Here is a 21,009-nt window from a genome sequence, read left to right as displayed (position 1 = left end):
CCGGGTTCAATCGCTCTCGAGCAGCGTCGTCGCGTCGCAGCCGACGACCGCGACCGTCACATTGTCCGGCGCGCCTCGGTCGAGCGCCATGTCGACCAGCTGGGCGGCGACCGCGCGCGGCGGCTTGTCGATCAGAAGGCGCTGGATTTCCGGTGCGTGGACCATGCGACTGAGTCCGTCACTGCACAGCAGGAAGATGTCCCCCGCCTCCACCTCGCCGTCGATCCGGTCGAGCGCCAACGTCTCGCGCACCCCGACCGCGCGGGAGAGGACATGCGCCATCGGATGATTGTCCGCCTCGGCGCGATCGAGCAGGCCCGAGGCGACCATCTGCTCCACCTGCGAATGATCGGTGGTAAGCGGTTCAAGCGCGCGGTCACGGCACCGGTAGACCCGGCTGTCACCTGCCCACAGCACGGCGCAACGCCCGCTCCGTATCAGCAGTACTGCCACCGTCGAGCCGATCGCGCCGCCCGCTTCCCACGCGGCCTGGCAGATTTCGCCATTGGCCTCCTCGAGCGCGGCGATGACGCTCATGGCCGCTTCCTCGAACGTGCCCCCCAGCGTCGCCTCGCTCAGCGCCCGCACGATCGTCGAGGAGGCCCATTGACCCTTGATGTGGCCGCCCATGCCGTCCGCGACGGCCCACAATCCATCCTCCGGGCGAGCGAGATGCGAGTCCTCGTTGATCTTGCGTACGGCCCCGACATGCGTGCGCACGCCCTGCTCGAAACGGAGCATCGGTGCCATCAATCATCCCTTTCCTGCGTGGCCGGGGAGGCGCCGAGCCAGTCGGTCCGCCATCCGGCAAATGTCTTGATCGGCGCCGGCTCGTCCGTCACGAGAGTCTCGCCGATCAGTTCCAGCACCGCCTCGGCATCAAGCCCCCACGTAATCGCGGCGCGCAGGCAGAACTCCAGCCGTCCCGCCAGCGTGCGCCATTCCTCGCCCCACGGCGCCTCGCGCGCCATGCCCAGAACGAGGAGGAAATGCCGCCCCGCCCGGTCGCAGGAGGGGGCGACGCAGGCGATCTGCCAGAAGGGCTCGTCCACGCTCGGCGCGATCAGGAAACCGTGCGGCGACGTGGCTTCCAGCCCTTCATAGTCGCCACGGCGGTGGGCGTCCGCTATCGCGTCGATGCAGCGCGCATCCCACGCCTCGCGCTGGGCCGGGATCATGTTGCGACAGACGAAATCGCCCAACGCCGGCAGCTTCCCAAACAGGAACGCACCGCCCATCGTCACAGCCTCTCCGGGCACTGGAAGGAGAAAGGCCCACCGCGTCCGAACGGATTGCTAGTGGCAGGCAGGCGGATGAGGAGGCTCGCGGTCTGATCGCCGGAGCCGAAGGTCGCCTGGATGGCCGACGCGCCCGCATTGCGGACCTGCCCCGCGTCGAGCACGTGGAAAAGGGCCCATGCCCCGTCCGACTGGTCGCGATGCACCTCCTTGCGGCCCGAGAGCAGGACGATGTGAGCGTGCGGCAGGCCGGTCGGCGTCCAGATCAGCGGGTGGCTCGCCATATCCTTGCCATCGAGCCGGTAGGTCGTGCCACCAGCAGAAATCTCGACCGCATCGACGCCATGCCCGAGCGATGCGAGGCTGACGTCGAGCGCCAGACCCGCCGACATCAGATCGCGGATCGCCGCCGCCTTCTGGAACTGGGCGGCGCTCGACGGGCTCAGCCCTTGCGCCACCGGATCGCCTCCCCGCCAGCGCCAGACCGGCGCGGCGGTATCGAGCAGCGGCTGCAACCGATCGCGCGTGAAGCCGTCGATCTGGCCGTTGGCGCCATAGACTCGCTGAAGGTCCGCCACCACGACGTCGTTCCGGGCGCTGCGGACGAAGGGATAATGCCCCTGCGCGACCGACAGGCAGGCGGGCAGCACATTGGCCGTATATTGCTGGTTCAGCGTCGAAAGCGCGGTGCGGGTGGCGGCGCCCCGCCCGCGCCGCGTCGCCTGCGCGACGAACGGCTGGAGCTGCGGCGGCGCGACCACGCCCGCCGTCGACAGATCGCCGAGCGCGGTCGCGAGCTGGCCCTGCACCGCCCCGCCGTCGAGCGTCACGCCCGGCACGCCCGCCGCCGTGGTGGCGGCCGCCGCCTGGCGGATCGCCTTCACTAGCTCGTCGACCGGTGCGGCGGCGCTCACGCTCTGCCCGGCGAAATCCGCGACACCCCGAAAATGGTCCTGGATCGCATGTCCCGCGTCGAATCCGCCCCCGCCCGCGCCGTCGCTCCCCAGCATCGTGTTGCGCCGGGCCTCCAGCAACAGCGTCTTCATGGGCGACGGCGTTCGCGTGAAGGCGCCGAGCGCCGCACGGTTCGCGAAATAGTCGGCCGGCTGCGGCGTCCCCAGCACGGCGTCCCACGCCTGGATATAGTCCCGCGCATAATCCTGCGCGACGGCCGCGCGCATGGCAGGGAGCTGGTCGCGGATCGAGGCCTTGGCCGCATCCGGCCCCAGCACCCAGAGGTCGCGGCCCAGTTCCGCCTCCACATCGAGCAGGCCGGGCTGATAGGCCTTGTGATAACCGTCAGCGGTGAAGAACCACGGCACCGACATCTGGAGCACGGTCGGCCCGTTGGCGAAGGCCTGTGCGTCACCGGCGGCGAGGATGCTATCCCCCCGCCAGTCGGGCTTGCCGGTCGCGGCCGCGCGCTGACGCAGCACCGCATAGGCGCGGTCCGCCACCGACAGCGTCTGCACCGCCGCGCGCGTGCTGGCGATGAGCGCCCCGTCGAGCGGCGCCCGCCGCCCCGGCCAGACGCGACCGATGTCCGGGTCCGCCAGCAGCACGTCGAGATGCTTCCCAAGCCGCGTGCGGACTTCGGCGCGATCGGAACCCGCGAGCGACTGGGTACGCCAGTCCTCGACCACCCAGGCACGCACCGCCGCCGCGTCGAGCGGGCCGTAGCCGCCCAGCATCAGATAGGTCTTGAGCGGTTCGTAGAGCTTGATCGGCTGATCGGCATCCTGCCGCATCGTCTGTTCGAGGCGAAGCAGGATGCGCGGCAGCATCACGCGCTGGAGCGCTTCCAGATAGGCCTGCCGCGCCGCATCCGCATGGCCCGCCTGGAACAGCCCCAGCCGCATCGACCAGGGCGGGCCGCCGGCCTGCTGGTCGGCGAAGCCGCGCGGCATCGTGCGGAGCCGGTCGAGCAGCGGCAGCGCCTGCTCCAGATCGGGGTCGCTCTCGCGCACCTCGACCAGATCGATGCCGCTCGCCTGCTCCTGCCCGATCGCCTGTTGCCCGCTGGCGAGGAGCGCGGACTGCAATGCCTTGTTGTGCGCGAAGCTGTTGACCCAGAGGCCGGCCATCGCGAGGCCGGCCAAGGCCATCGCCCCCAGCGCCGCGCCCATGACGATCCGTCGGCGACGGCGGATGGCAAGCTCGGCCCGGACGAGGCCGGCTTCGGGGAAGACCACCTCGGTCAGCAGCCGGTTGAGGAAATAGGCCTTGCCGCGCGAGCCGCCGCGCGCCGGCGTCTGCTCCTCCTCATAGACCGCCGCCATCGCGCTCAGCACGCGGTCGAGCGGAGCACCCTCCTGCACGCCACTGGCGAAATAGAAGCCGCGCAGCATATGGCCGCCCTCACCCTCCGGCGGGCAGGCGCCCTCGACGAAGCGGGCGAAACGGGCGCGCAGCGATGCGAGCTGCGCCGGGAAGGACAGGATGAGGCTGCGGCGACGCTGATCGGGCTCGTCCTGGAGTCGCTTCGCGCTGCGCTCCCACACCGCCTCGATCATCTGATCGAACTCGGCGATCACGGCGGCGGCATCGGCCGCCTTCCCGAGCGGGAGGCTCGCGCCCAGCACCGCGCGTCGCCCCTCGGCGCTCAGGTCCGCGAAATATTCGTCGAAGCCGGCCAGTAGGTCGGTCTTTGGGAAGAGCATATAGACCGGCGCGGTGACGCCCAGCACGCGGCGCAGCTCGGCCAACCGGCGGCGGACGGCGGCGGCGTGGGCATCGACCCCCTCACGCGTCGCGGACATCAGCTCGTCCACGCCCAGCGTCACGAGGATGCCGTTGACCGGCTGAAGCGGACGCGCGCGACGGAGCAGGCGCAGGAACTTCTCCCAGCCCGCGGCATCGGCCGCAGCGTCGGAGTCCTGCGTGGTGTAGCGGCCGGCCGTATCGACCAGCACCGCCTCGTCCGCGAACCAGAAATCGAGATTGCGCGTGCCGCCCACACCCTTCAGCGCGCTGTCGCTCCACGGGAAGCGCACGCCGGAGTTGAGCAGCGCGGTCGTCTTTCCCGCGCCCGGCGGGCCGATGATGAGATACCAGGGCTTGGCATAGAGATAATCCCGCCTCCCGTTCACCGTCTCCTTGAGCTGCGCGAGCGCATCCCGCATCCGGCCCGAGAGCAGCGCGCCCTCCGTCTCCTCGGGCGTCGGCTCGGCCAGTTCGGCGGCGAGGCTGTCGGCGGCCTTGCGTCCGCGCCACCAGCGCCACCCCGCCGCCGCCGCGAGGCTGAGCGCGACGAGACCGATCAGGAGCATCCGTATCCACGTCGCCCGCAGCACCGGAAACAGCGTCGGCAATCCGATCGAGGCCAGCAGCGTCAGGATGAGGGCGGCCGTGCCGGCGAGCGCCCACCAGCCGCGCATGAGCTTTTCCATGATGTCACTGGCTCCGTGGAATGACGATCTCGACGCGGCGGTTGAGCGCCTTGCCGCCGGCCGTGGCGTTGCTGGCGATCGGCTGGGTCGCGCCCAGCCCCGCCGCCGTCACGCGCGAGGGGTCGGTGAGATGGCTGCGGAAAATGCGCGCCACCGCCTCGGCCCGCGCCTTGGAGAGCGCGAGATTGTCGGGGAAGGTCAGTGTCGAGATCGGATCGCTGTCGGTATGGCCTTCGATGCGGACGCCGCCCTTCTCCCTGTTCACGGCATCGGCGATACGCTCGAACAGGGCCTGTCGCCCCGGCTCCAGCGCATCCGAGCCGGACTGGAAGAGCTGCCCCACCGTCGTGCGGACGCGCAGGCTGGTGGGATCCTCCTCGACCACAACGAGCTTCTGCGCGATCTCGTCGGCGAGGAAGCCCTGCACACGCTGCTGCTGCGCATCGGACTGAGGCGGTGGCGGCGGCGCGCTCCGTGAGAGCCGGAGCGACTGGTCGGGGTTGATCGCCAGCAGCGTCGCCATCGATGGCTGCCCCGTCTCGATCAGCACCAGTCGCAACGCCAGCACCACCAGCAGCAGCACGCCCAGCAGAACGCTCGCCGCCAGAGCGAGAGGCGTCCAGAAGCCCACCCGGCGGAGCGGCGTCGGCTGCCCCCGCCAGTGCGGCACCAGCTCGGTATCGGAGACGCCGCGCGCATGGGGGAGTGCCGCAAAGGCGCTGGTCAGGATCTGACGCAACCGGCTCCGACCGTCGTCGCTGATACGGTGCCGCCCCTCGAACCCCGCGGCGAGGCAGGCATGGTAGAGCTCGATCAGCTCGGCATAATCCGCCGGCCGGGAGAGCATCTCCTGAAGCAGCGCCCAGAAGCGGTCGCCACCGATATTCTCGCCGAAGCCGCGCACCACCATGCTGCGCCGCGCCCATTCGGCGCCGTCGGCGGCCTTGCCGGGCAGGTTCTGCGCGACATCGTCGACCGTCGCATAGACGGCATAGCGCGCGCGCCGACGGGTCTCATCGTCATAGCCGGCGCTCGCCAGCGCATCGTCGAAGCGCATGGCGGCGGCCGTGGCTTTCTGGTGGAGCTGCGGCAGCTCGATGCGCAACCGGCCGGAGCGCACCGCCGCGATCAGCGCGAGCAGCGGCGATCCCGCCTCCAGCATCAGGTTGCGCGGCCGCGCGCGGGGCGGCGGCTCAGGCATGTCCTCATCGGACATGAAGCGCGTCGGTGTAGCCGCTCCATGTTCGCCGTTGACGGCAGCGGGCACGAAGGCCGTGCCGCCACCCATGCTCCGCGACCTCAGTTCCTGGAGCGGCGTCGGGCGGAACACCGTCCGCTCGCTGTCGGCGCGATCGTCGGTCATCGCGAGGTCGCCTTCTTGACGCACCACAGCTCGAGTTTCAGCTCCGGCCAGTCGCCCGCGACATGCAGGCCGAGCGCGGGCGCGTTCGCGAAGTCCGCCCAATCGGGTGAGGAGCGGTCCAGCTCGAAATAGATATAGCCCGGAATGCCCCGGATTTGGGGCGGCGGTGTCGGCGTATGGCGGAGCGGCACGCCGGCGAGCGCGGAGTCCACGATCGACCGCATCTTCTGCACCGTCCCGATCTTGGCGACCGAGGGGAAGCGCGCCCGGACATCGTCGAGCGACATGCGCGCGCTGACAGCCAGATAGAAATAGCCGGTCTGGTAGAGCGTCGGATCGGTGATCCGCGAGGTGTAGGCCCCTGGCCCCGCCTGCTGAAGCGGGAGCTGGATGGCGGAGCGGTCGTACACCGCCGACAACGCGGACTGGATCGCCTCGACCACCGGCTCGAATGTTTCGCGCAGCCGCTCATGGTCATAGGCCGGAAAAGGCGGCGGGCGGCGATCGGGATGGGTCAGCGTGGCGAGTTCGCCCGCCATGCCGAGGAATGACTCGTAGAGCCGCTCGGGATGTACCATCGGCAGCGCGGCGAGATGGTCGAGCTGGCCTTTCCAGCGGTTGAGCGCCTGGAGGAGTAGGAAATTGGCGAAGGTTTCGGCCCCGCCATCGGTCGCCTCGACGGCACGCACTGCCAACTCCTCGATCCTCTGCGCCGACCGGCCGATGATGTCGGAGAGGAAGCCCGCAAGCCGCGTGCTGGCCCGGATGTCGAGCGACGGCGCGATGTAGCGCTCGTCGAACAGCAGGGCGCCGGCGCTCGTCTCGCGGATGCGCGCGAGGCCAAGCAGGATGCGGCCATAGGTCTGGTCACGCGTGATGCCGAAGGCGAGGTTCGGCCGCGCGATCTCCAGCGGCTCGCTGGTGCGTTCCTCGGCGAAATTGTCGATGACCTCTTCCTCATCCACCACGAAGCGGACGGCCTCGCTCCCGCCCTCCCCGCGCGCGCGATATTCGACCGCGCCCGGCTGATGCGCCGGAATGGTGAGCTGGAGGAGCGCATCGCGGGTATCGGCGGGCACATCGACCGGGGCGGGCGGCGGCAGGTCGCCGGGAATGGCGAAGGTCATCCCATCGGGCAGGATGCCGACGAGCTTCTCCACGGCGAACTTGCCGAGAGCCGCCAGATCGCGGTTGATCTGAAGCTCGATCACGCCCCAGCGATAGGGGCCGGTGCCCCGCGCATGGGCCGCGACCACCGCATCGATATGACGGTCCTGCTGCTGGAAATGCTGCTGGCGCAGAAACAATCCTTCCCGCCAGGCGACGCGCCCACCCCTCATGGGTGCTTCTTCGCGACGGGCAGGATGAGGAGAGATGTGAAGAGCATCGACAGTGTTCCCGATGGCCAGAGGCCCTGGGAATGGCGGTCGCCGGGTTTCAAACCAATGTCGCCGGGAATGCGTCGCGTTTCAGATGTAATGCAACGGCGCGCAAGCGGCTCGCGCGCATGGACGCGTAAGATCCTTCCCGCTAGAGCGGCCCTCCGCAAGTCGCCATTTCAGATGGCGCGGACCGCAGACCGTCCCGCGACGGGTGCCACTCATCGCAGACGGTTCGTTTCGATGACAGCGCCTGTGACCGCAACATTGCCTCGGACGAAAGGCGGTCTAGTGCGTGTAACCGTTGCGTATCGAGGGAAGTGGGACCGGACATGCGAATGCTCGAAGCGTTTGACACCGTAACCGAACCGCATGCCGCCCGGATTCTCGTCGTCGACGACGAGCCCGCGATGCAGCGCATGATCGTCAATTATCTGAACGAGCATAACATGCGCGCCAGCTCCGTATCGGGCCGCAAGGGGCTGATGCACACGCTGGCGGTGCGGGAGCCGGACCTGATCGTGCTCGACCTGCATCTGGGCGAGGATGACGGGCTCGACCTGCTGCGCGAGCTGCGCGGCAAGAGCATCGTGCCCATCATCCTCATCACCGGCCACCGCCGCGACGAGATCGATCGCGTGGTCGGCCTCGAGCTGGGCGCCGACGATTACATCACCAAGCCATTCGGGATGCGCGAGCTGCTCGCCCGCATCCGCGCCACGCTCCGCCGCCGCAACATGGACAGCCTGACACCGGCGCGCCGTACGGAACATCGCTACAGCTTCGAAGGCTGGCAGTTCGACCAGCGCAACCGCGACCTCACCTCTCCGGACGGGCACAGCGTGGCCCTGACCAAGGGCGAGTTCGCGCTGCTCAGCGCCTTCGTCGCGGCCCCGCGCCGGGCGCTCAGCCGCGAGCATCTCCTTCAGGCGACGCGTCTGCATGAGGATGTGTTCGACCGCAGCATCGACGTGCAGATCCTGCGCCTCCGCCGCAAACTGAAAGACGATCCGCGCGCGCCCCGCTTCATCCGCACCCAGCGGGGCGTGGGCTACATCTTCGATGCCGACGTGCGGGTGAGTTGAAGCACCCGCTGCCCTTGTTCGCCTTGGCGCTGGGGGCAGGAATATTGGCTGCGTCCAGCGTTCCGGCACTGCGCGCGCTTTCCGCGGACGCGCGCCATCCCGTCCTCCCGCTGCCGCCACAGCCGGCGCTGGATCGGACCAGGGTCGCAATCGGCGAGCGCCTGTTTGCCGATCCCCGCCTTTCGCTGCACGGGCGCATCAGCTGCCAGTCCTGCCACGACGTCGCCACCAGCGGCGCGAGCCCCTGGCGGCTCGACAAGGGCGACGACGGCTCGCCGATGCAGCTCAACACGCCGACCGTCTTCAACAGCACGCTCAATTTCCGCTTCACCTGGACGGGGCGCATCCTGAGCGCGCCCGACATGATCGCCGCGTCGTTGCGCAATCCACATGTCATGGGCGGCGATGGGCCGGGCATCGAGCGGCTGCGGCGCGATTCCGTCTTCGCAGCGCAGGTGCGCGCCGCCTATCATCGCGAGCTCGACGAGCGCGCCACGATCGACGCGCTGACGCTCTATCTCCGCTCGCTGACGACGCCGAACGCCCGCTTCGATCGATGGCTGGCGGGCGATGCGAAGGCGCTGACCCCGCAAGAGCAGCGCGGATGGGCGCGCTTCCAGTCGGTCGGCTGCGTGTCCTGCCATCAGGGCGTGAACGTCGGTGGCAACCTCTTCCAGCGGCATGGAATCTTCCATCCGCTCGCCTCCCCCGACCCCGCCATCCTGCGCGTGCCCAGTCTGCGCAACGTCATGACCACCGCGCCCTATTTCCATGACGGCAGCGCGCCGGATCTCTCGTCGGCCGTGCTGTCGATGGCGCGCGCCCAGCTCGACATCACGCTCTCGCCCCGCGACGTGGCCGACATCACCGCTTTTCTCAAGACATTGACCGGCACCTACGAGGGCCGCCCCGTCCAGGCGCCTAGGCGATGAGGCTGTGGCGCACCACGCTGGCGATCGCTACGCTGGTCGCCTGCGCGGGGCTCTGGATCGTCCTGATGCCCAGCATGGCCGAACGGCGCTGGACCATCGAGGCCTATCACGCACTGGATTCCTACGCGCTGGCTGACCGGGCGCTCCAGCGCGACCTGCTGATGGCGCGCGCCGGCCTGCTGCGAAACTACGATCCGATGACCGCGGACACGGCGGAGATCGAAGGGTCGCTCGCCAGGCTGACCCGCCTGTCGGCGCGCGACCCGGCGCTGGAGACGACGGTCCGCCGACTCGCCGAGGACGGCAATGCCCGCATGATGCTGGCGGAGCAGTTCAAGTCGGACAACGCGCTCCTTCAGAACTCACTGGCGCGCATCACCGTCACGTCCTCTTCGCCCGCCGCCTCGAAAAAGGCCAGCCTGCTCGCCGCGCACGTGCTGCGCCTGACACTCGACACCACGCCCAATGTCGTCGCCGATGCCAAGCTGGGTATCGCCCGCTACGAGCATTCGCCGGACTATGCCGACAGCGAGGAGGCGCGCCAGCTCCTCAACCATGCCAGGCTCCTCGTCCAGCTGCTGCCGGCCATCGATCAGATCGCCGCAAGCTTCCTGGCCGTGCCCGTCGACCGCGATCTCGAACAGGTGCGCCTCGCCGTCAACCGGATCGATGACGCGATCAATCAGGATCTCCATCGCCGCAAGCTGGCTCTTGTCGGCATCACCGCCTTCGCTCTGCTCGTCTTCCTGATGCTGGCGCTGGAGGTCTATTTCCATGTCCGCTCGCTCCGCCGCCGGGGCGACTTCGAGCATCTCCACGCGACCATCCTCGGCCTGATGATCGATGCGCGGTCGCGCGAGCTGCCCGAACGAGTCCAGCGCGCGCTGGAGCGACTCGCCCATCATGTCGATGCCGACCGCGCCTATCTGCTGCTCAACGACGCGCGCTCGACGAGCTATCTCTGGTCCCGCTGCGAGGACTTCACCCCTGCGCACAGCCGCGCCATGGTCGAGGCGGCGATCCGCCAGCAGCCATGGGTCGACGATCGCATCCAACTGCGCTCGCTAGCCGCCCTCCCTGCCGAGCAGCGCGCCGCGATCGCGCAGAGCGGCGTATTGCCGCAAGCGTTGATCCTGCTGCGCTCGCCCGAGAGCGAGGATGCGGTGGTGCTCGGGATCGAGGCCGATCGGGGGCCGCTCCGCATTGAGACCGAGACGATGACCGGCCTGTCCGCGGCGCTCGTCGCCATCCTCCAGGCGCTCCACCGCGACAAGCTGGAGACGGAACGACTGGAGTTCGAACGCAAGCTTGCCCAGGGCCGCCGCATGGAGACGATCGGCGCCTTCGCCAGCGGCATCGCCCACAACGTCAACAACATCATCGGCGCGATCGCCGGATTCGCCGAAACAGCCGAGTTGCACGTCCGTGGCGGCTCGCCCGCCAACCACAATCTGATGGAGATCCGTTCCGCCGTCGGCCGGGCACGAATGCTGGTGGATCAGGTGCTGCGCTTCGGCCGCCGTGCCGAACGGCCACACGAGGCCGTGCCGCTGGGCCCGTTCGTGGAGGAGACGGCGCGCCTGCTCGGCGCATCGCTGCCCTCGGGCATCATGCTCCGGCTCGGCGATCATATCCCGCCGATCACGCTGGAAGCCGATGCGGTGCAGCTCCAGCAGGTACTACTGAACCTCTGCCACAACGCCGCCTCCGCCATGCCGGACGGCGGCAGCATCCGCTGCGACATCGAGCATATCGAGGTCCACGCCTCCCGGCGCCTCAGCCATGCGGCCATCCGGCCGGGGGATTATGTCGCGATCGCCATTTCCGACGAAGGGCACGGCATTCCCGCGAGCGCTCTGCCGCGTCTCTTCGATCCCTTCTTCACCACGCGCGCGAACGGCACGGGGCTGGGCCTCTCGACGGCCTGGGAGATCGTGCAGCAGCATGGCGGCTCGATCGACGTGCGCAGCGAGATCGGGCGCGGAAGTCGCTTCGCCATCTGGCTGCCGCTGGTCGACAAGGAGCGCGCGCGCGCGCCGCAACCCCTCATGCGCGGCGACGGGCAGACGATCTTGCTCCTCAACCCCGATCCGCAGGCGCTGGAACGCGACGAAGAGTTGATCGCCGCGCTCGGCTATGAGCCTTGGGGCGTCACCACCATCGAGGACGCGCTCGACGACATCGCCGCGTGCGACCTGCTGCTGATCGTGGGTGCCGAGCGCAATTTCCTGGCGGGGGCACTCGGCCGGCTGCGCCCCGGCGCGCAGGGCCTGCCCTATATCATCGCCGCGCCCATCCCCGACGACGGCACGGAGACGCTGCATTACCCGCTGCGCACGCATGAGCTGGCCGTCGCGCTCTCCGCCGTGCGCAAGGGCATCGAGAGCGGGCCGGCCTAGCATGGGTCCGCCTTTGCGATCGCGGACCAACGATTGCCGCGCATCCACTCGATCCGGCCATTGTAGCGGCGGAGTGGGTTGTCGCCGAACTGACCGCTCGAAATCCCGCACCGGTTCTTGAACACGCGCTCGACGCAGACCGCGCGCGAGGCATAGCCGAGTTCGCTCCACCGCTTGCCGTCCCAGCGACGGCAGGCGGCGAAGTCGCCGTTGCTGGTGGCCTCGGCATGCTGCTTGAAAGCCGGGCGCAGGGCCTCGTCCGCCGCACCGACCGGCGGCGGAGCGATCAGGGGGGCGAGCGCCGGTGTCGCGGGCGCGGCGGGCTTGTCGGCGACCGCTGGCGCCATGGCCGGGCGGACCAGGGCGCCCGGCGCCGCCGGATCGATCCGCAGCCAGGTCGAGCGCGCACGCCAGCCCTGCTTCTCCGCCATGTCACGGACGCGGCTCGCGAAGCCAGCCGGCGGCTGACCCGTAAAACCGTCGGGCAGGCCGAGATCGAGCGGCCTCTCCCGATCCACCAGCACGATCCCCACCGGTCCCGCCGCACCATAGCAGGCGGACACCTGGAACCGGCCGTCCCCCAGATCCTGAAACTTCTGCGGCTGGCGACCGGCGAGTTCCGCGAACTGCCGACGCCCGGACACGAGCAGATGGACGACACCGCCCGGAAGGATCGAGAATAGCGCGAAGTCCCGCTTGGGATCGCGTTCGACGACGGTCAGGTCGGTGCGGGCGGCGGGATCGGTCGGGCAGCCCGGCGCTCCGGCGCGGAGCGTCAGCAGGCGCGTCGCCGATACCAGCTTGAACGCCTCGTCGTCCCCGGCGGGCTCGACCGGCCGCAGCGCCTCGATCAGATCGCACCGCATCTCGGGCACCTGCACGACACCGGCCGAATTGACTGACTGCACGTCCAGTCCATTCGCTCGCGCGGCCGCCATCACCTGATCGTCCAGCGTCACCGGATCGCGCGCGCCGCCCGACAGCTGCAGCGCCGGCGCGCCGCTGTCCGCGTGGAGCCAGGTGCAGGGCATCGCCCTCAGCAGCGCGCCGACATCACCGACCTTCGCCACCGGCTGAGGCGCGGGCTGCGCCATCACGGCCGGCAAGGGCGCGGACACCGGCGAGGGCTCGGGCGCTGGCGATGCGTGGTGGAAGAGAAGCACGGCACCGATGGTCGCCATCGGCAGCGCCACCGCACCGCCGACCCAGCGCCGCGCCGGCTTCGCAGACGTACGAGATGCGGGACGTGGCTGCGGCGGGATGGCCGCTGGTTTCGGCTGCGCGCCCGACTGCGGGATCGGATCGACGGGCAGGAAGGTGGTGAGCGGCGCCTCCACTTCCGGGGTCGGCACCTTGATCGCGGGGGGAATGGCCTCCGCCTCGATCCGGGCCGGTTCGTCCTCGCTCAGGTCGATCCCGCCGAGTTCCACCAGCACGTCCGCCATCGAGCGGATGCGCTCGCGCGGATCGGGGATCAGCATCCGACGCAGCAGGGGCTCGATCGCGGCAGGCAGGCCCGACAGGTCCGGTCCCTCGCGTCGCCGCTCAATCGCCTCGGACAGCGTCTTACCCATGTCGGGCGCCCGCCCACGCACGAAGGCGAGCAGCACCAGCGCCGTGGAGTAGACGTCCGTCCACGGACCGACCTGCCGATCGAAATCCCCGAACTGCTCGGGCGCGACATAGCCGAGCTTGCCCGCGAAGCCGTCGCCGACCACCGTCTCGGCGGTCACGTCGAGGCTCTTCGCGATGCCGAAATCGATGATCTTGGCGCGTTCCAGCAGGCCGTCGGGCAGCAGGATATTGTCCGGCGACATGTCACGGTGGATCGCGCCATATTCGTGCGCCGCCTCCAACCCCGAGGCCAGCCGCCGGGCGAAACGGACCACTTCGGCGATGCTGGGCCGCCTCCCGTCGAGGTGGGCCGACAGCGGCTCGCCGTTGATGAAGTCTGTGACGATATAATAGAGATCCAGTTCCGGATCGCGGGCGAGCACGCGATACTGGACGATCGCCGGATGCGCGATGCGGGTGAGCACCTGCGCTTCCTTGCGGAACATCGCCAGCACCTTGGGATCGGCGGCGAGATGGCTGCGCATCGCCTTGATCGCGACGCGCTCGTCGCTCTCGACGTTCACGCCCTCGAACACTTCGCCCATGCCGCCACGCGCAATGAACCGGTCGACCCGATAGATGCCGTTCAGCACATCACCGGGTTCGAGGCTGACCTCGCGGCGCGGGGCACGGCGCTCGCTGGCACCGGCACTGACCTCCGGCCCCACGACGGTTCGACCGTCGGCAGACATGTCTGGATCGTTCACGTCGTCGGCCCCTGTCATCATGGATCGCCCGCTCATTCCGCCGCTTCGAGCTGTGGCTCGGCGGGCTCGTCCCGGCCGGCATAGCGATAGGTGAAGCCCTGCCCGTCCGCGCCGACATGGATGGCGGCGAAGCGCCCGCCAGCCACCTGCCGCTCCAGCACCGCGGTCGAAAGCTCGGGCAGCATCGAATTGGTGAGGATCGCGTCGATCATGCGACCGCCGGACGCGACCTCCTGACAGCGCGACACGATGAGATCGACCACCGCATCGTCATAGTCGAGCACCGCACCCAGATTGTCCGCCACGCGCCGGACCACGCGATCGAGCTGGAGCCGCACGATGTCGCGCAGCACGGCAGGCGCGAGCGGCCGGTAGGGCAGCACCATCAGCCGGCCGAGCAGCGCGGGCGGAAAGACCTTGAGCAGTTCCGGCCGCAGCGCCTGCGCCAGCCCGTCCGCGGCCGGCGCCATCTCCTCCTCCTCGCAGAGCGTGGTGATGAGATCGGTGCCGACATTGGAGGTGAGCAGGATCAGCGTGTTGCGGAAATCGATGTAGCGACCTTCCGCATCCTCCATGTAGCCCTTGTCGAACACCTGGAAGAACATCTCGTGGACGTCGGGGTGCGCCTTCTCGACCTCGTCGAGCAGCACCACCGAATAGGGACGCCGACGCACCGCCTCGGTCAGCACGCCGCCCTGGCCGTAGCCGACATAGCCCGCCGGGGCGCCCTTCAGCGTGGAGACGGTGTGCGCCTCCTGGAATTCGCTCATGTTGATGGTGATGAGGCTGTCGTCGCCCGAATAGAGCAGTTCGGCCAGCGCCTGCGCCGTCTCCGTCTTGCCGACGCCCGACGGGCCACAGAGCAGGAAGACGCCGACCGGCTTCACCGGATTGTCGAGCTTGGCACGGCTGGTGCGGACACGCTTGGCGATGGCGTCCATCGCGTCGTCCTGCCCGATCACGCGGCGCTTCAGCCGCTCCTCGATGACGAGGACGGAGGCGATCTCGTCCTTGACCATCCGGCCGACCGGTATGCCCGTCCAGTCGCCCACGACCGCAGCCACCATGTCGGCATTGACCTCGCCGAACACCATCGGCCGATCGCCCCGCACCTCCATCGAGCGGGCGAGTGCCGCGTCGAGGGCGTCACCCCCCTTCCCACCCGCGATCATCGCCTGACGCGCTGCGTTCACGGCCGCGATAGCCGCCTTCTCCGCCTCCCACCGGGCGTCGAGATCCGCCAGCGTGGCCCGGGCCGCCTCCAGCGCCTCGACGATCGCCGGGCGGCCATCAGGAGCATAGCGGCCCTCGCTTTCACGGATGGCGACCTCCAGCTCCACCTCGAGCAGTTCGATCCGCCGCCGCGCGTCCTCGACCGCCGCGGGAGTTGCATGTTGCGATACCGCCACGCGCGCCGCCGCCGTGTCGAGCAGGCTCACTGCCTTGTCGGGAAGCTGGCGCGCCGGGATGTAGCGCTGCGACAGCCGCACCGCCGCCTGCACCGCCTCGTCGAGCACCACCACGTCGTGATGCTCCTCCATCACGCCCTTCAGCGAGCGCAGCATGGCGATGGAGCGATCCGTGTCGGGCTCCCCCACGGCGATCGGCTGGAAACGGCGGGTGAGCGCGGGGTCCTTCTCGAAATATTGGCGATATTCCGTCCAGGTGGTCGCCGCGATCGTGCGCAGGCGACCGCGGGCGAGCGCAGGCTTGAGCAGGTTGGCGGCATCGCCCGTCCCCGCCTGACCACCCGCACCGATCAGCGTGTGCGCTTCGTCGATGAAGAGGATGATCGGGCGGGGCGACCCTTCCACCTCGTCGATCACCTGCCGCAGCCGCTTCTCGAACTCGCCCTTCACGCCGGCGCCCGCCTGCAGCAATCCGATGTCGAGTGCGTGGAGCGACACGTCTCTGAGCGCGGGTGGCACATCGCCGTCGGCGATCCGACGGGCCAGCCCCTCGACGATCGCGGTCTTGCCGACGCCCGCCTCGCCGGTGAGGATCGGGTTGTTCTGACGGCGACGCAGCAGGATGTCGATCGTCTGCCGGATTTCGGCGTCGCGGCCGACGATGCGATCGATCTCGCCGGCCCGTGCCTTGGCGGTCAGGTCCACGGCGAAACGGGCGAGCGCCTCGCCCGGAGCGGCTTCCGGCGAGGCAGTCGGCTCGTTGGCGTCGATGGCCACTTCAGCAGTCCCCTCGCTGGAGGTCGAGACGAGGCTCGCGAACTCCTCCCCGATCCGGTCCGCCGAGAGCTTCCGGAACTCCGACGAGATGCCCAGCAGCAGTGAGCGCAGTGTCGGCGTCTTGAGCATCGCGAGGATCAGATGCCCCGTCCGCACCTGCCACGCGCCGAACTGCAACGAGGCGTAGAGCCACGCCTTTTCGATCGCCTCCTCGATCTGGGGCGCGAAGTCCGACACGGCAGTGGCGCCGCGCGGCAGCTTGTCGAGCGAGACCAGCACGTCGCCCGCCACGATGGCGTCGTCGAGACGGAAGGCGGTGCGCAAGGCGGCGACGTCGTTCTGCGCGTCCTGCAACAGGATGTGCAGCCAGTGCGCCAGCTCGACATAAGGATTGCCGCGGATACGGCAGAAGCCCGTCGCCGTCTCGATAGCCTTGAGTGCGTTGGGGTTGAGCCGCCCGAACAGGGCGGACCGACTGATCTCTGTCATGCGATGGCTTCCTCTTTTCGAGTCTGTGCAAGGCGGCGGGCGCTGGGCCCGAGTCGGGTGTCGGAGCGGGTGCCGTCTCGTGGCAACGGGCCGGTCCAGCCTGACCAGCCAAGCCGCCCGCCGCCGCCCAGCCGCGCCGGGCGGATGGCGTCGTTGGCGACCTCCAACTCGATGTCCCATTCGAGATGCGGCGGCGCGAAGGCGTCGAGCGCCTCGGCCAGCAGCGCATAGCGGCGGCCGCCGGGGAGCAGCTCGTTCATCGCCTCCGCGCTCGACACCGAGACGATCACGCGAAAGGCATCGGAGACGGTCCGCACCCGCCTGCCGGATACGGCATCGCGGTCGAGGCTGGCAAAGCCGCGCCCCGCGCGGCTGCGTTCATCGGGCTCGACATCGCGCCAGCGCGGGACATGCTCGACGATACGGACCGGCATCCGCATCAGGTCGGCCAGCGCATCCTGGATCGCGGCCGGGCTGCGCGGGGAGGCGAAGAGCGCGGCATAGCGCAGGCGCGCACGGGCGGGCAGCCACGCATCGGGCCGCACGCCCTCCTCCGCCCCGGTGAGTGCCGCAATCCGGTCGCCGAAATGATCCTCATGCCGGCGGTCGGCGCTGGCGGCGGGGCTCGCCACCGCCCAGCTCCGGTAGAAGAGCTGGAGCATCCGCCCGGCGAGCACGTCGAGAAAACCACCGAAGGGCTGCTTCTTCGAATAGCGCCGCTCATAGGAGGCGAACTCGCTCAGGTGCAGCGGCAGCGGCGCCATCGGGCCGGTCAGTCCCAGCCAATGGCCCTCGATGCGCGCCCGTCCCTCCTCGATGTAGACCGCATCCAGCGTCGCCGCCGGAAAGGCGAGCGAAGGCGTCTGCGCGAGCTCGACCACATCCTGCGATGGCAACCGCGAGGCGCCGATGCGCGGGCGGTCGTGCGCACGCGCCTCCGCCCCGCGCAGCAGCGCGAGCGGCGCCAGCGCGCGGATCCGCTCTGCGGCCCGGGCGAGATAGTTCAGATGGTCGGGCGCTGGCCGATGCGGGCGGGCCATGAGGCGAACGTCCCCTGCTGTGCGGTGTCGAAGACGCATTCGGTGAAGCTGTTGATCGAGGCGAATTCTCCGAGGAAGCGCTCCAGCACCGCGCCGAACAGGAACATGCGGGCATTCTCGAAGCTGGCCTCGTCGAGCGTGATGCGCAGGCGCTGGCCGCGCACGAAGGCGCTCGGCCCCGCCCCCGGCGCGCGGCGCGAGACATGCGACGCGCGGACTGAGCGCAGCCCATCCACCTGCCGGCGCAACGCCGCATCCTCCACCCGGCCATAGAGCGCGAGATGGGCGCGCAGCACGGAAGGATCGCCGTCCTCGTACCCCGCGAAGGAGGTGTAGTTGGGTGTCAAATGCCCGATCACGCGCCACGCGCCGTCGTTCAGCCCCATCGGCTGGCGCGGCGGCGTCGGCGGGCGCAGCATGTGGATCGCCCGCACGGGCAGCCCCTCCGCCACGAAGGGCGAGGCCGCGCCGGTCCGCACCAGCTCGGGCAGCTCGCGGTTAGTGACGAGCGCGCGGATCGAAAGCTCGCGCACGTCCTCCAGCCGCTCGGGCCGGCCGGGCGCGGTGAGGCTCAGCCAGGTTTCGGTGCCGACATAGTCGCTGCGCCGCCGCGCCCTCTGCTCGCGCGTCGAGAGCCGGCGGGGGCGCAGGCGCGTGACGTAGAAGAGTGCGTCGCTCCAGTCGTAGAGCAAGCCGGCGAAATCATAGAGCGGCGCCACCGGCCGCGCGTCACCGCCGTCGCGCCCGTGCGCCTTCACGTCGAGCAGGCGATAGATCTCGAAGCCGAGCGGGCGCGTGCGGTCCGCGATCACCTGCCGCTCATGATCGAAGCCCGTCACGGGGACGCGATCGACCTGCTTCTCGAACAGGTTGATCGCCGGTGTCGCGAACAGGCGAAAATTGGCGGAGGAGACGGCGTCCTTGAGCCCGTCTACCGCGCGCCGGAACAGGATCACCACGTCGCATGCCTGCGCATCCCCGCAGGCGGCAAAGGCCGCGTCCAACTCCTCGATCCGGGCGAACAGGAAGCGCTCGGGGCAGGCGAAATATTCGCTGAGCAGCCGATAGCCTCGATGCGAGCGCCGATCCGTCGGTAGCAGCGCGCACTGCTCATCGAAGCCATGCTGGGCGGGCAGCGGCAGGCGCACGGTGGTCGATGCCGAGCCCACCGGGCGCGCCACGGCAGCCACCGCATCCCCGATAAGCTGGCGGTAAAGCTCGCCCGGCCCCGCCTCCGCCCCATCCAGATAGAGCGGCAGTGCACCGGGCCGCATCCCGGCGAGCCGCGCGCCACCCGTCGCCGCGATACGCAGGCGCAGGCCCGCCTCGACCGTCTCGCCGTTGTCCGCCGGCACGAACGGCGCCACCGCCGAGCGCGAGCCCAGATATTCGGCCTCGACGATGGCGAGCGGCCACAAAGTCACATCATGCCCGGTGAGGAAGGTGACGGGCGAATTGTCGCGATCGCCGGCGATGGCGTGCAGCTTGGTGTGGCGCGGCACGGGCACGCCCTGCGCCATCGCGGTGTCGCCCTCGCGCGGTTCGAATCCCACCACGCACATCGACGGCGTCGGCGCGCAATAATGGGGCTGCACCGCGTTCAGCAGATGCTGGGTGAAATCGGGGAACTGGTCGTGCAGCTTGAGTTGCACCCGCGCGCCGAGGAAGGCCACGCCCTCCAGCAGCCGCTCGACATAGGGATCCACCTCGGTCGTCGCGCCGAGGCCCAGGCGGCCGGCGACCGTCTCATATTCCTCGCCGAACTCGCGCGCCGTTTCCCGAAGGTAAACCAGCTCGTCATTGTAGAAGCGGAGCAGCCGGGGATCCATCATTCACCCCAGAGCGTGACGGCGCCGGTATCGATCTCGACATCGGTACGGAACTCGACCGGCAGCGCGCGCACCGCCGTGGTGACGTCGCCGCGGATGGTGAAGCCGACGCTGTTCGCCCGCTCGCGGGTGACATCCACCTCGACGTCGAGGCTGCGGCGATCGACGCGCGGCTCGTAGCGCTGGATCGCCTCGCGCATATCCCGCGCGCGGGACTGCACGGCTTGCCGGGTAAGCAGCTTGCCGGTGAGGTCGCCCAGCCCATAATTGAGCGTGGAGGTCGCGACCTCGGGGGCTTGCGACAGATCCTGCGCGGAGGCGAGGCTCGTGGTGTTGAGCAGCCAGTTCAGCTCGCGCAGCACGGTGGCGCGCATCGCCGCTTCGTTGAAGCGCTCCAGGCGCGGCACGGTGTAGAAGCGCAGCGACCGGTCGAGCCCGGTCAGCTCCTCGCCATCGTCGCGCAGGCCGTCCATCTCCAGATCAGCAACCAGCTTGTCGAACAACGTGGGATTGATCCGGCTGCTCATGATGGATCGGCGAAGCGAATGCGGCGGAAGGAGAGAATGCCGACATCCTCGCCCCCGCTGGTGGTCCAGACACGCTGGCCGACACCCTGGATGAGGCCGTCTCCCTCGTGCCATTCGGTCATCCGGGCCAGGCGCAGCGCGCTTTCCGGCTCGCGCTCGGTTCCGGGGTAGCGCGCCGGCAGCATGGCGGCGAGCGCCGGTCCGTGACGAAAGCGGATCTCGGCCGGCAGCCAGACGAGGTCGCGCAGGTCGACCGGCCCCTCGGTGCTGATCTCCTCCACCACAGCGAAGGGCACCAGCCCCCAACGCCCCGCAACAATCGCCTCGAACATCGGGCCGAAGCGATCGTCCCCATCGAACAGGAAGTCGAAGAGGCGACCGTCCAAGTCGCCCGGCGTGTCGGGACAGGCCTCAAGCGCCGCAGCGGCGGGCGCACCGGCCCCTCTCACCGATACGAGATCCGCCGCCCAGGCCGGAGCATCGACCAGCAGCGAGGCCGGCTCTTCGCCCGCGAATACGCGGGCCCGGGTTTGCTCGCCTTCGATCGTTCGCCCATAAGCCGCCGCCAGCATCTGCGCTTCCGGCGACAATTCGGAGAGAGCGCGAAGCTGGGCCCGCGCCTTCTCCCACTCCCCTTCCACGCACAGCAACTGAAACAGGAACATGCGGGCGCGTTGGTCATCCGGCCGCGAACGCAGCGCCTCCACCAGCAGCTTGCGCGCGGTGGCGACATCGCCGACTGCGAGCAGATCGCTCACCTGCGCTTCGCTCATCAGATCGGAAGACATGCTGGAAATCCTCTGCTGCTTGCGGCCGGATTGCCGTGGCCTGT

The 21,009-nt window shown here is 69.4% G+C and carries 14 protein-coding genes; 3 read left to right on the top strand and 11 right to left on the bottom strand.

Going from position 1 to position 21,009, the window contains the following annotated elements:
* Nucleotides 1-6: 6 nt before the first annotated feature.
* The 5 genes from ST3T6A_RS0108250 to tssK are packed head-to-tail and all read right to left on the bottom strand — an operon-like array spanning nucleotide 7 to nucleotide 7,330.
* Nucleotides 7-750, bottom strand: coding sequence for a PP2C family protein-serine/threonine phosphatase (locus tag ST3T6A_RS0108250; RefSeq protein ID WP_019832443.1), 744 nt, complete (start codon nucleotides 748-750; stop codon nucleotides 7-9).
* On the bottom strand, nucleotides 750-1,238 hold the full coding sequence (gene tagF / locus ST3T6A_RS0108245) for a type VI secretion system-associated protein TagF (protein WP_019832442.1): 489 nt from the start codon (nucleotides 1,236-1,238) through the stop codon (nucleotides 750-752). Before tagF ends, ST3T6A_RS0108250 begins: the two co-directional genes overlap by 1 nt.
* A 2-nt stretch (nucleotides 1,239-1,240) precedes the next feature.
* Complete coding sequence (gene tssM / locus ST3T6A_RS0108240) at nucleotides 1,241-4,627, bottom strand: type VI secretion system membrane subunit TssM (protein WP_019832441.1); 3,387 nt, start codon at nucleotides 4,625-4,627, stop codon at nucleotides 1,241-1,243.
* Between the two features lie 4 nt (nucleotides 4,628-4,631).
* Nucleotides 4,632-5,990 carry a type IVB secretion system protein IcmH/DotU gene (icmH, locus tag ST3T6A_RS0108235; RefSeq protein ID WP_019832440.1) on the bottom strand — a complete coding sequence of 453 codons (1,359 nt, stop codon included), beginning with the start codon at nucleotides 5,988-5,990 and terminating at the stop codon, nucleotides 4,632-4,634.
* Nucleotides 5,987-7,330: a type VI secretion system baseplate subunit TssK gene (tssK, locus tag ST3T6A_RS0108230; protein WP_026359537.1), complete on the bottom strand. Its 1,344-nt coding sequence runs from the start codon at nucleotides 7,328-7,330 to the stop codon at nucleotides 5,987-5,989. The genes icmH and tssK overlap by 4 nt, the downstream gene beginning before the upstream one ends.
* 377 nt (nucleotides 7,331-7,707) lie before the next feature.
* Here tssK and ST3T6A_RS0108225 point away from each other — a divergent pair, with 377 nt between their 5' ends.
* Genes ST3T6A_RS0108225 through ST3T6A_RS0108215 form a run of 3 tightly spaced genes read left to right on the top strand, consistent with a single transcriptional unit; the run spans nucleotide 7,708 to nucleotide 11,785 of the window.
* Nucleotides 7,708-8,454, top strand: a complete 747-nt coding sequence (locus ST3T6A_RS0108225; protein ID WP_019832438.1) for a response regulator — start codon at nucleotides 7,708-7,710, stop codon at nucleotides 8,452-8,454.
* Nucleotides 8,455-8,498: 44 nt separating this feature from the next.
* Nucleotides 8,499-9,386: a cytochrome-c peroxidase gene (locus tag ST3T6A_RS0108220; RefSeq protein ID WP_019832437.1), complete on the top strand. Its 888-nt coding sequence runs from the start codon at nucleotides 8,499-8,501 to the stop codon at nucleotides 9,384-9,386.
* On the top strand, nucleotides 9,383-11,785 hold the full coding sequence (locus ST3T6A_RS0108215; protein WP_019832436.1) for a DAHL domain-containing protein: 2,403 nt from the start codon (nucleotides 9,383-9,385) through the stop codon (nucleotides 11,783-11,785). Before ST3T6A_RS0108220 ends, ST3T6A_RS0108215 begins: the two co-directional genes overlap by 4 nt.
* Here ST3T6A_RS0108215 and ST3T6A_RS20800 read toward each other — a convergent pair.
* From ST3T6A_RS20800 to ST3T6A_RS0108185, 6 genes are read right to left on the bottom strand one after another with little or no spacing between them, the layout of a single operon-like run.
* Nucleotides 11,782-14,091, bottom strand: a complete 2,310-nt coding sequence (locus ST3T6A_RS20800; RefSeq protein ID WP_019832435.1) for a serine/threonine-protein kinase — start codon at nucleotides 14,089-14,091, stop codon at nucleotides 11,782-11,784. The genes ST3T6A_RS0108215 and ST3T6A_RS20800 overlap by 4 nt on opposite strands.
* Nucleotides 14,092-14,138: 47 nt before the next feature.
* Nucleotides 14,139-16,781: a type VI secretion system ATPase TssH gene (gene tssH, locus ST3T6A_RS0108205; protein ID WP_019832434.1), complete on the bottom strand. Its 2,643-nt coding sequence runs from the start codon at nucleotides 16,779-16,781 to the stop codon at nucleotides 14,139-14,141.
* Nucleotides 16,778-17,821, bottom strand: coding sequence for a type VI secretion system baseplate subunit TssG (gene tssG, locus ST3T6A_RS0108200; protein ID WP_019832433.1), 1,044 nt, complete (start codon nucleotides 17,819-17,821; stop codon nucleotides 16,778-16,780). Before tssG ends, tssH begins: the two co-directional genes overlap by 4 nt.
* Entirely contained in the window at nucleotides 17,785-19,653 is a 1,869-nt protein-coding gene (gene tssF, locus ST3T6A_RS0108195) for a type VI secretion system baseplate subunit TssF (protein WP_235785752.1), read from the bottom strand. Before tssF ends, tssG begins: the two co-directional genes overlap by 37 nt.
* Complete coding sequence (tssE, locus tag ST3T6A_RS0108190) at nucleotides 19,650-20,177, bottom strand: type VI secretion system baseplate subunit TssE (protein ID WP_019832431.1); 528 nt, start codon at nucleotides 20,175-20,177, stop codon at nucleotides 19,650-19,652. Before tssE ends, tssF begins: the two co-directional genes overlap by 4 nt.
* Nucleotides 20,174-20,965, bottom strand: coding sequence for a type VI secretion system accessory protein TagJ (locus tag ST3T6A_RS0108185; RefSeq protein ID WP_019832430.1), 792 nt, complete (start codon nucleotides 20,963-20,965; stop codon nucleotides 20,174-20,176). The genes tssE and ST3T6A_RS0108185 overlap by 4 nt, the downstream gene beginning before the upstream one ends.
* Between the last annotated feature and the right edge of the window lie 44 nt (nucleotides 20,966-21,009).

The sequence above is a fragment of the Sphingomonas sp. PR090111-T3T-6A genome (genome assembly GCF_000383095.1).
Taxonomy (GTDB): Bacteria; Pseudomonadota; Alphaproteobacteria; order Sphingomonadales; family Sphingomonadaceae; genus Solisphingomonas.
Note: the sequence above shows the minus strand (reverse complement) of the source record. Positions and strands in the feature narration are given on the sequence as shown.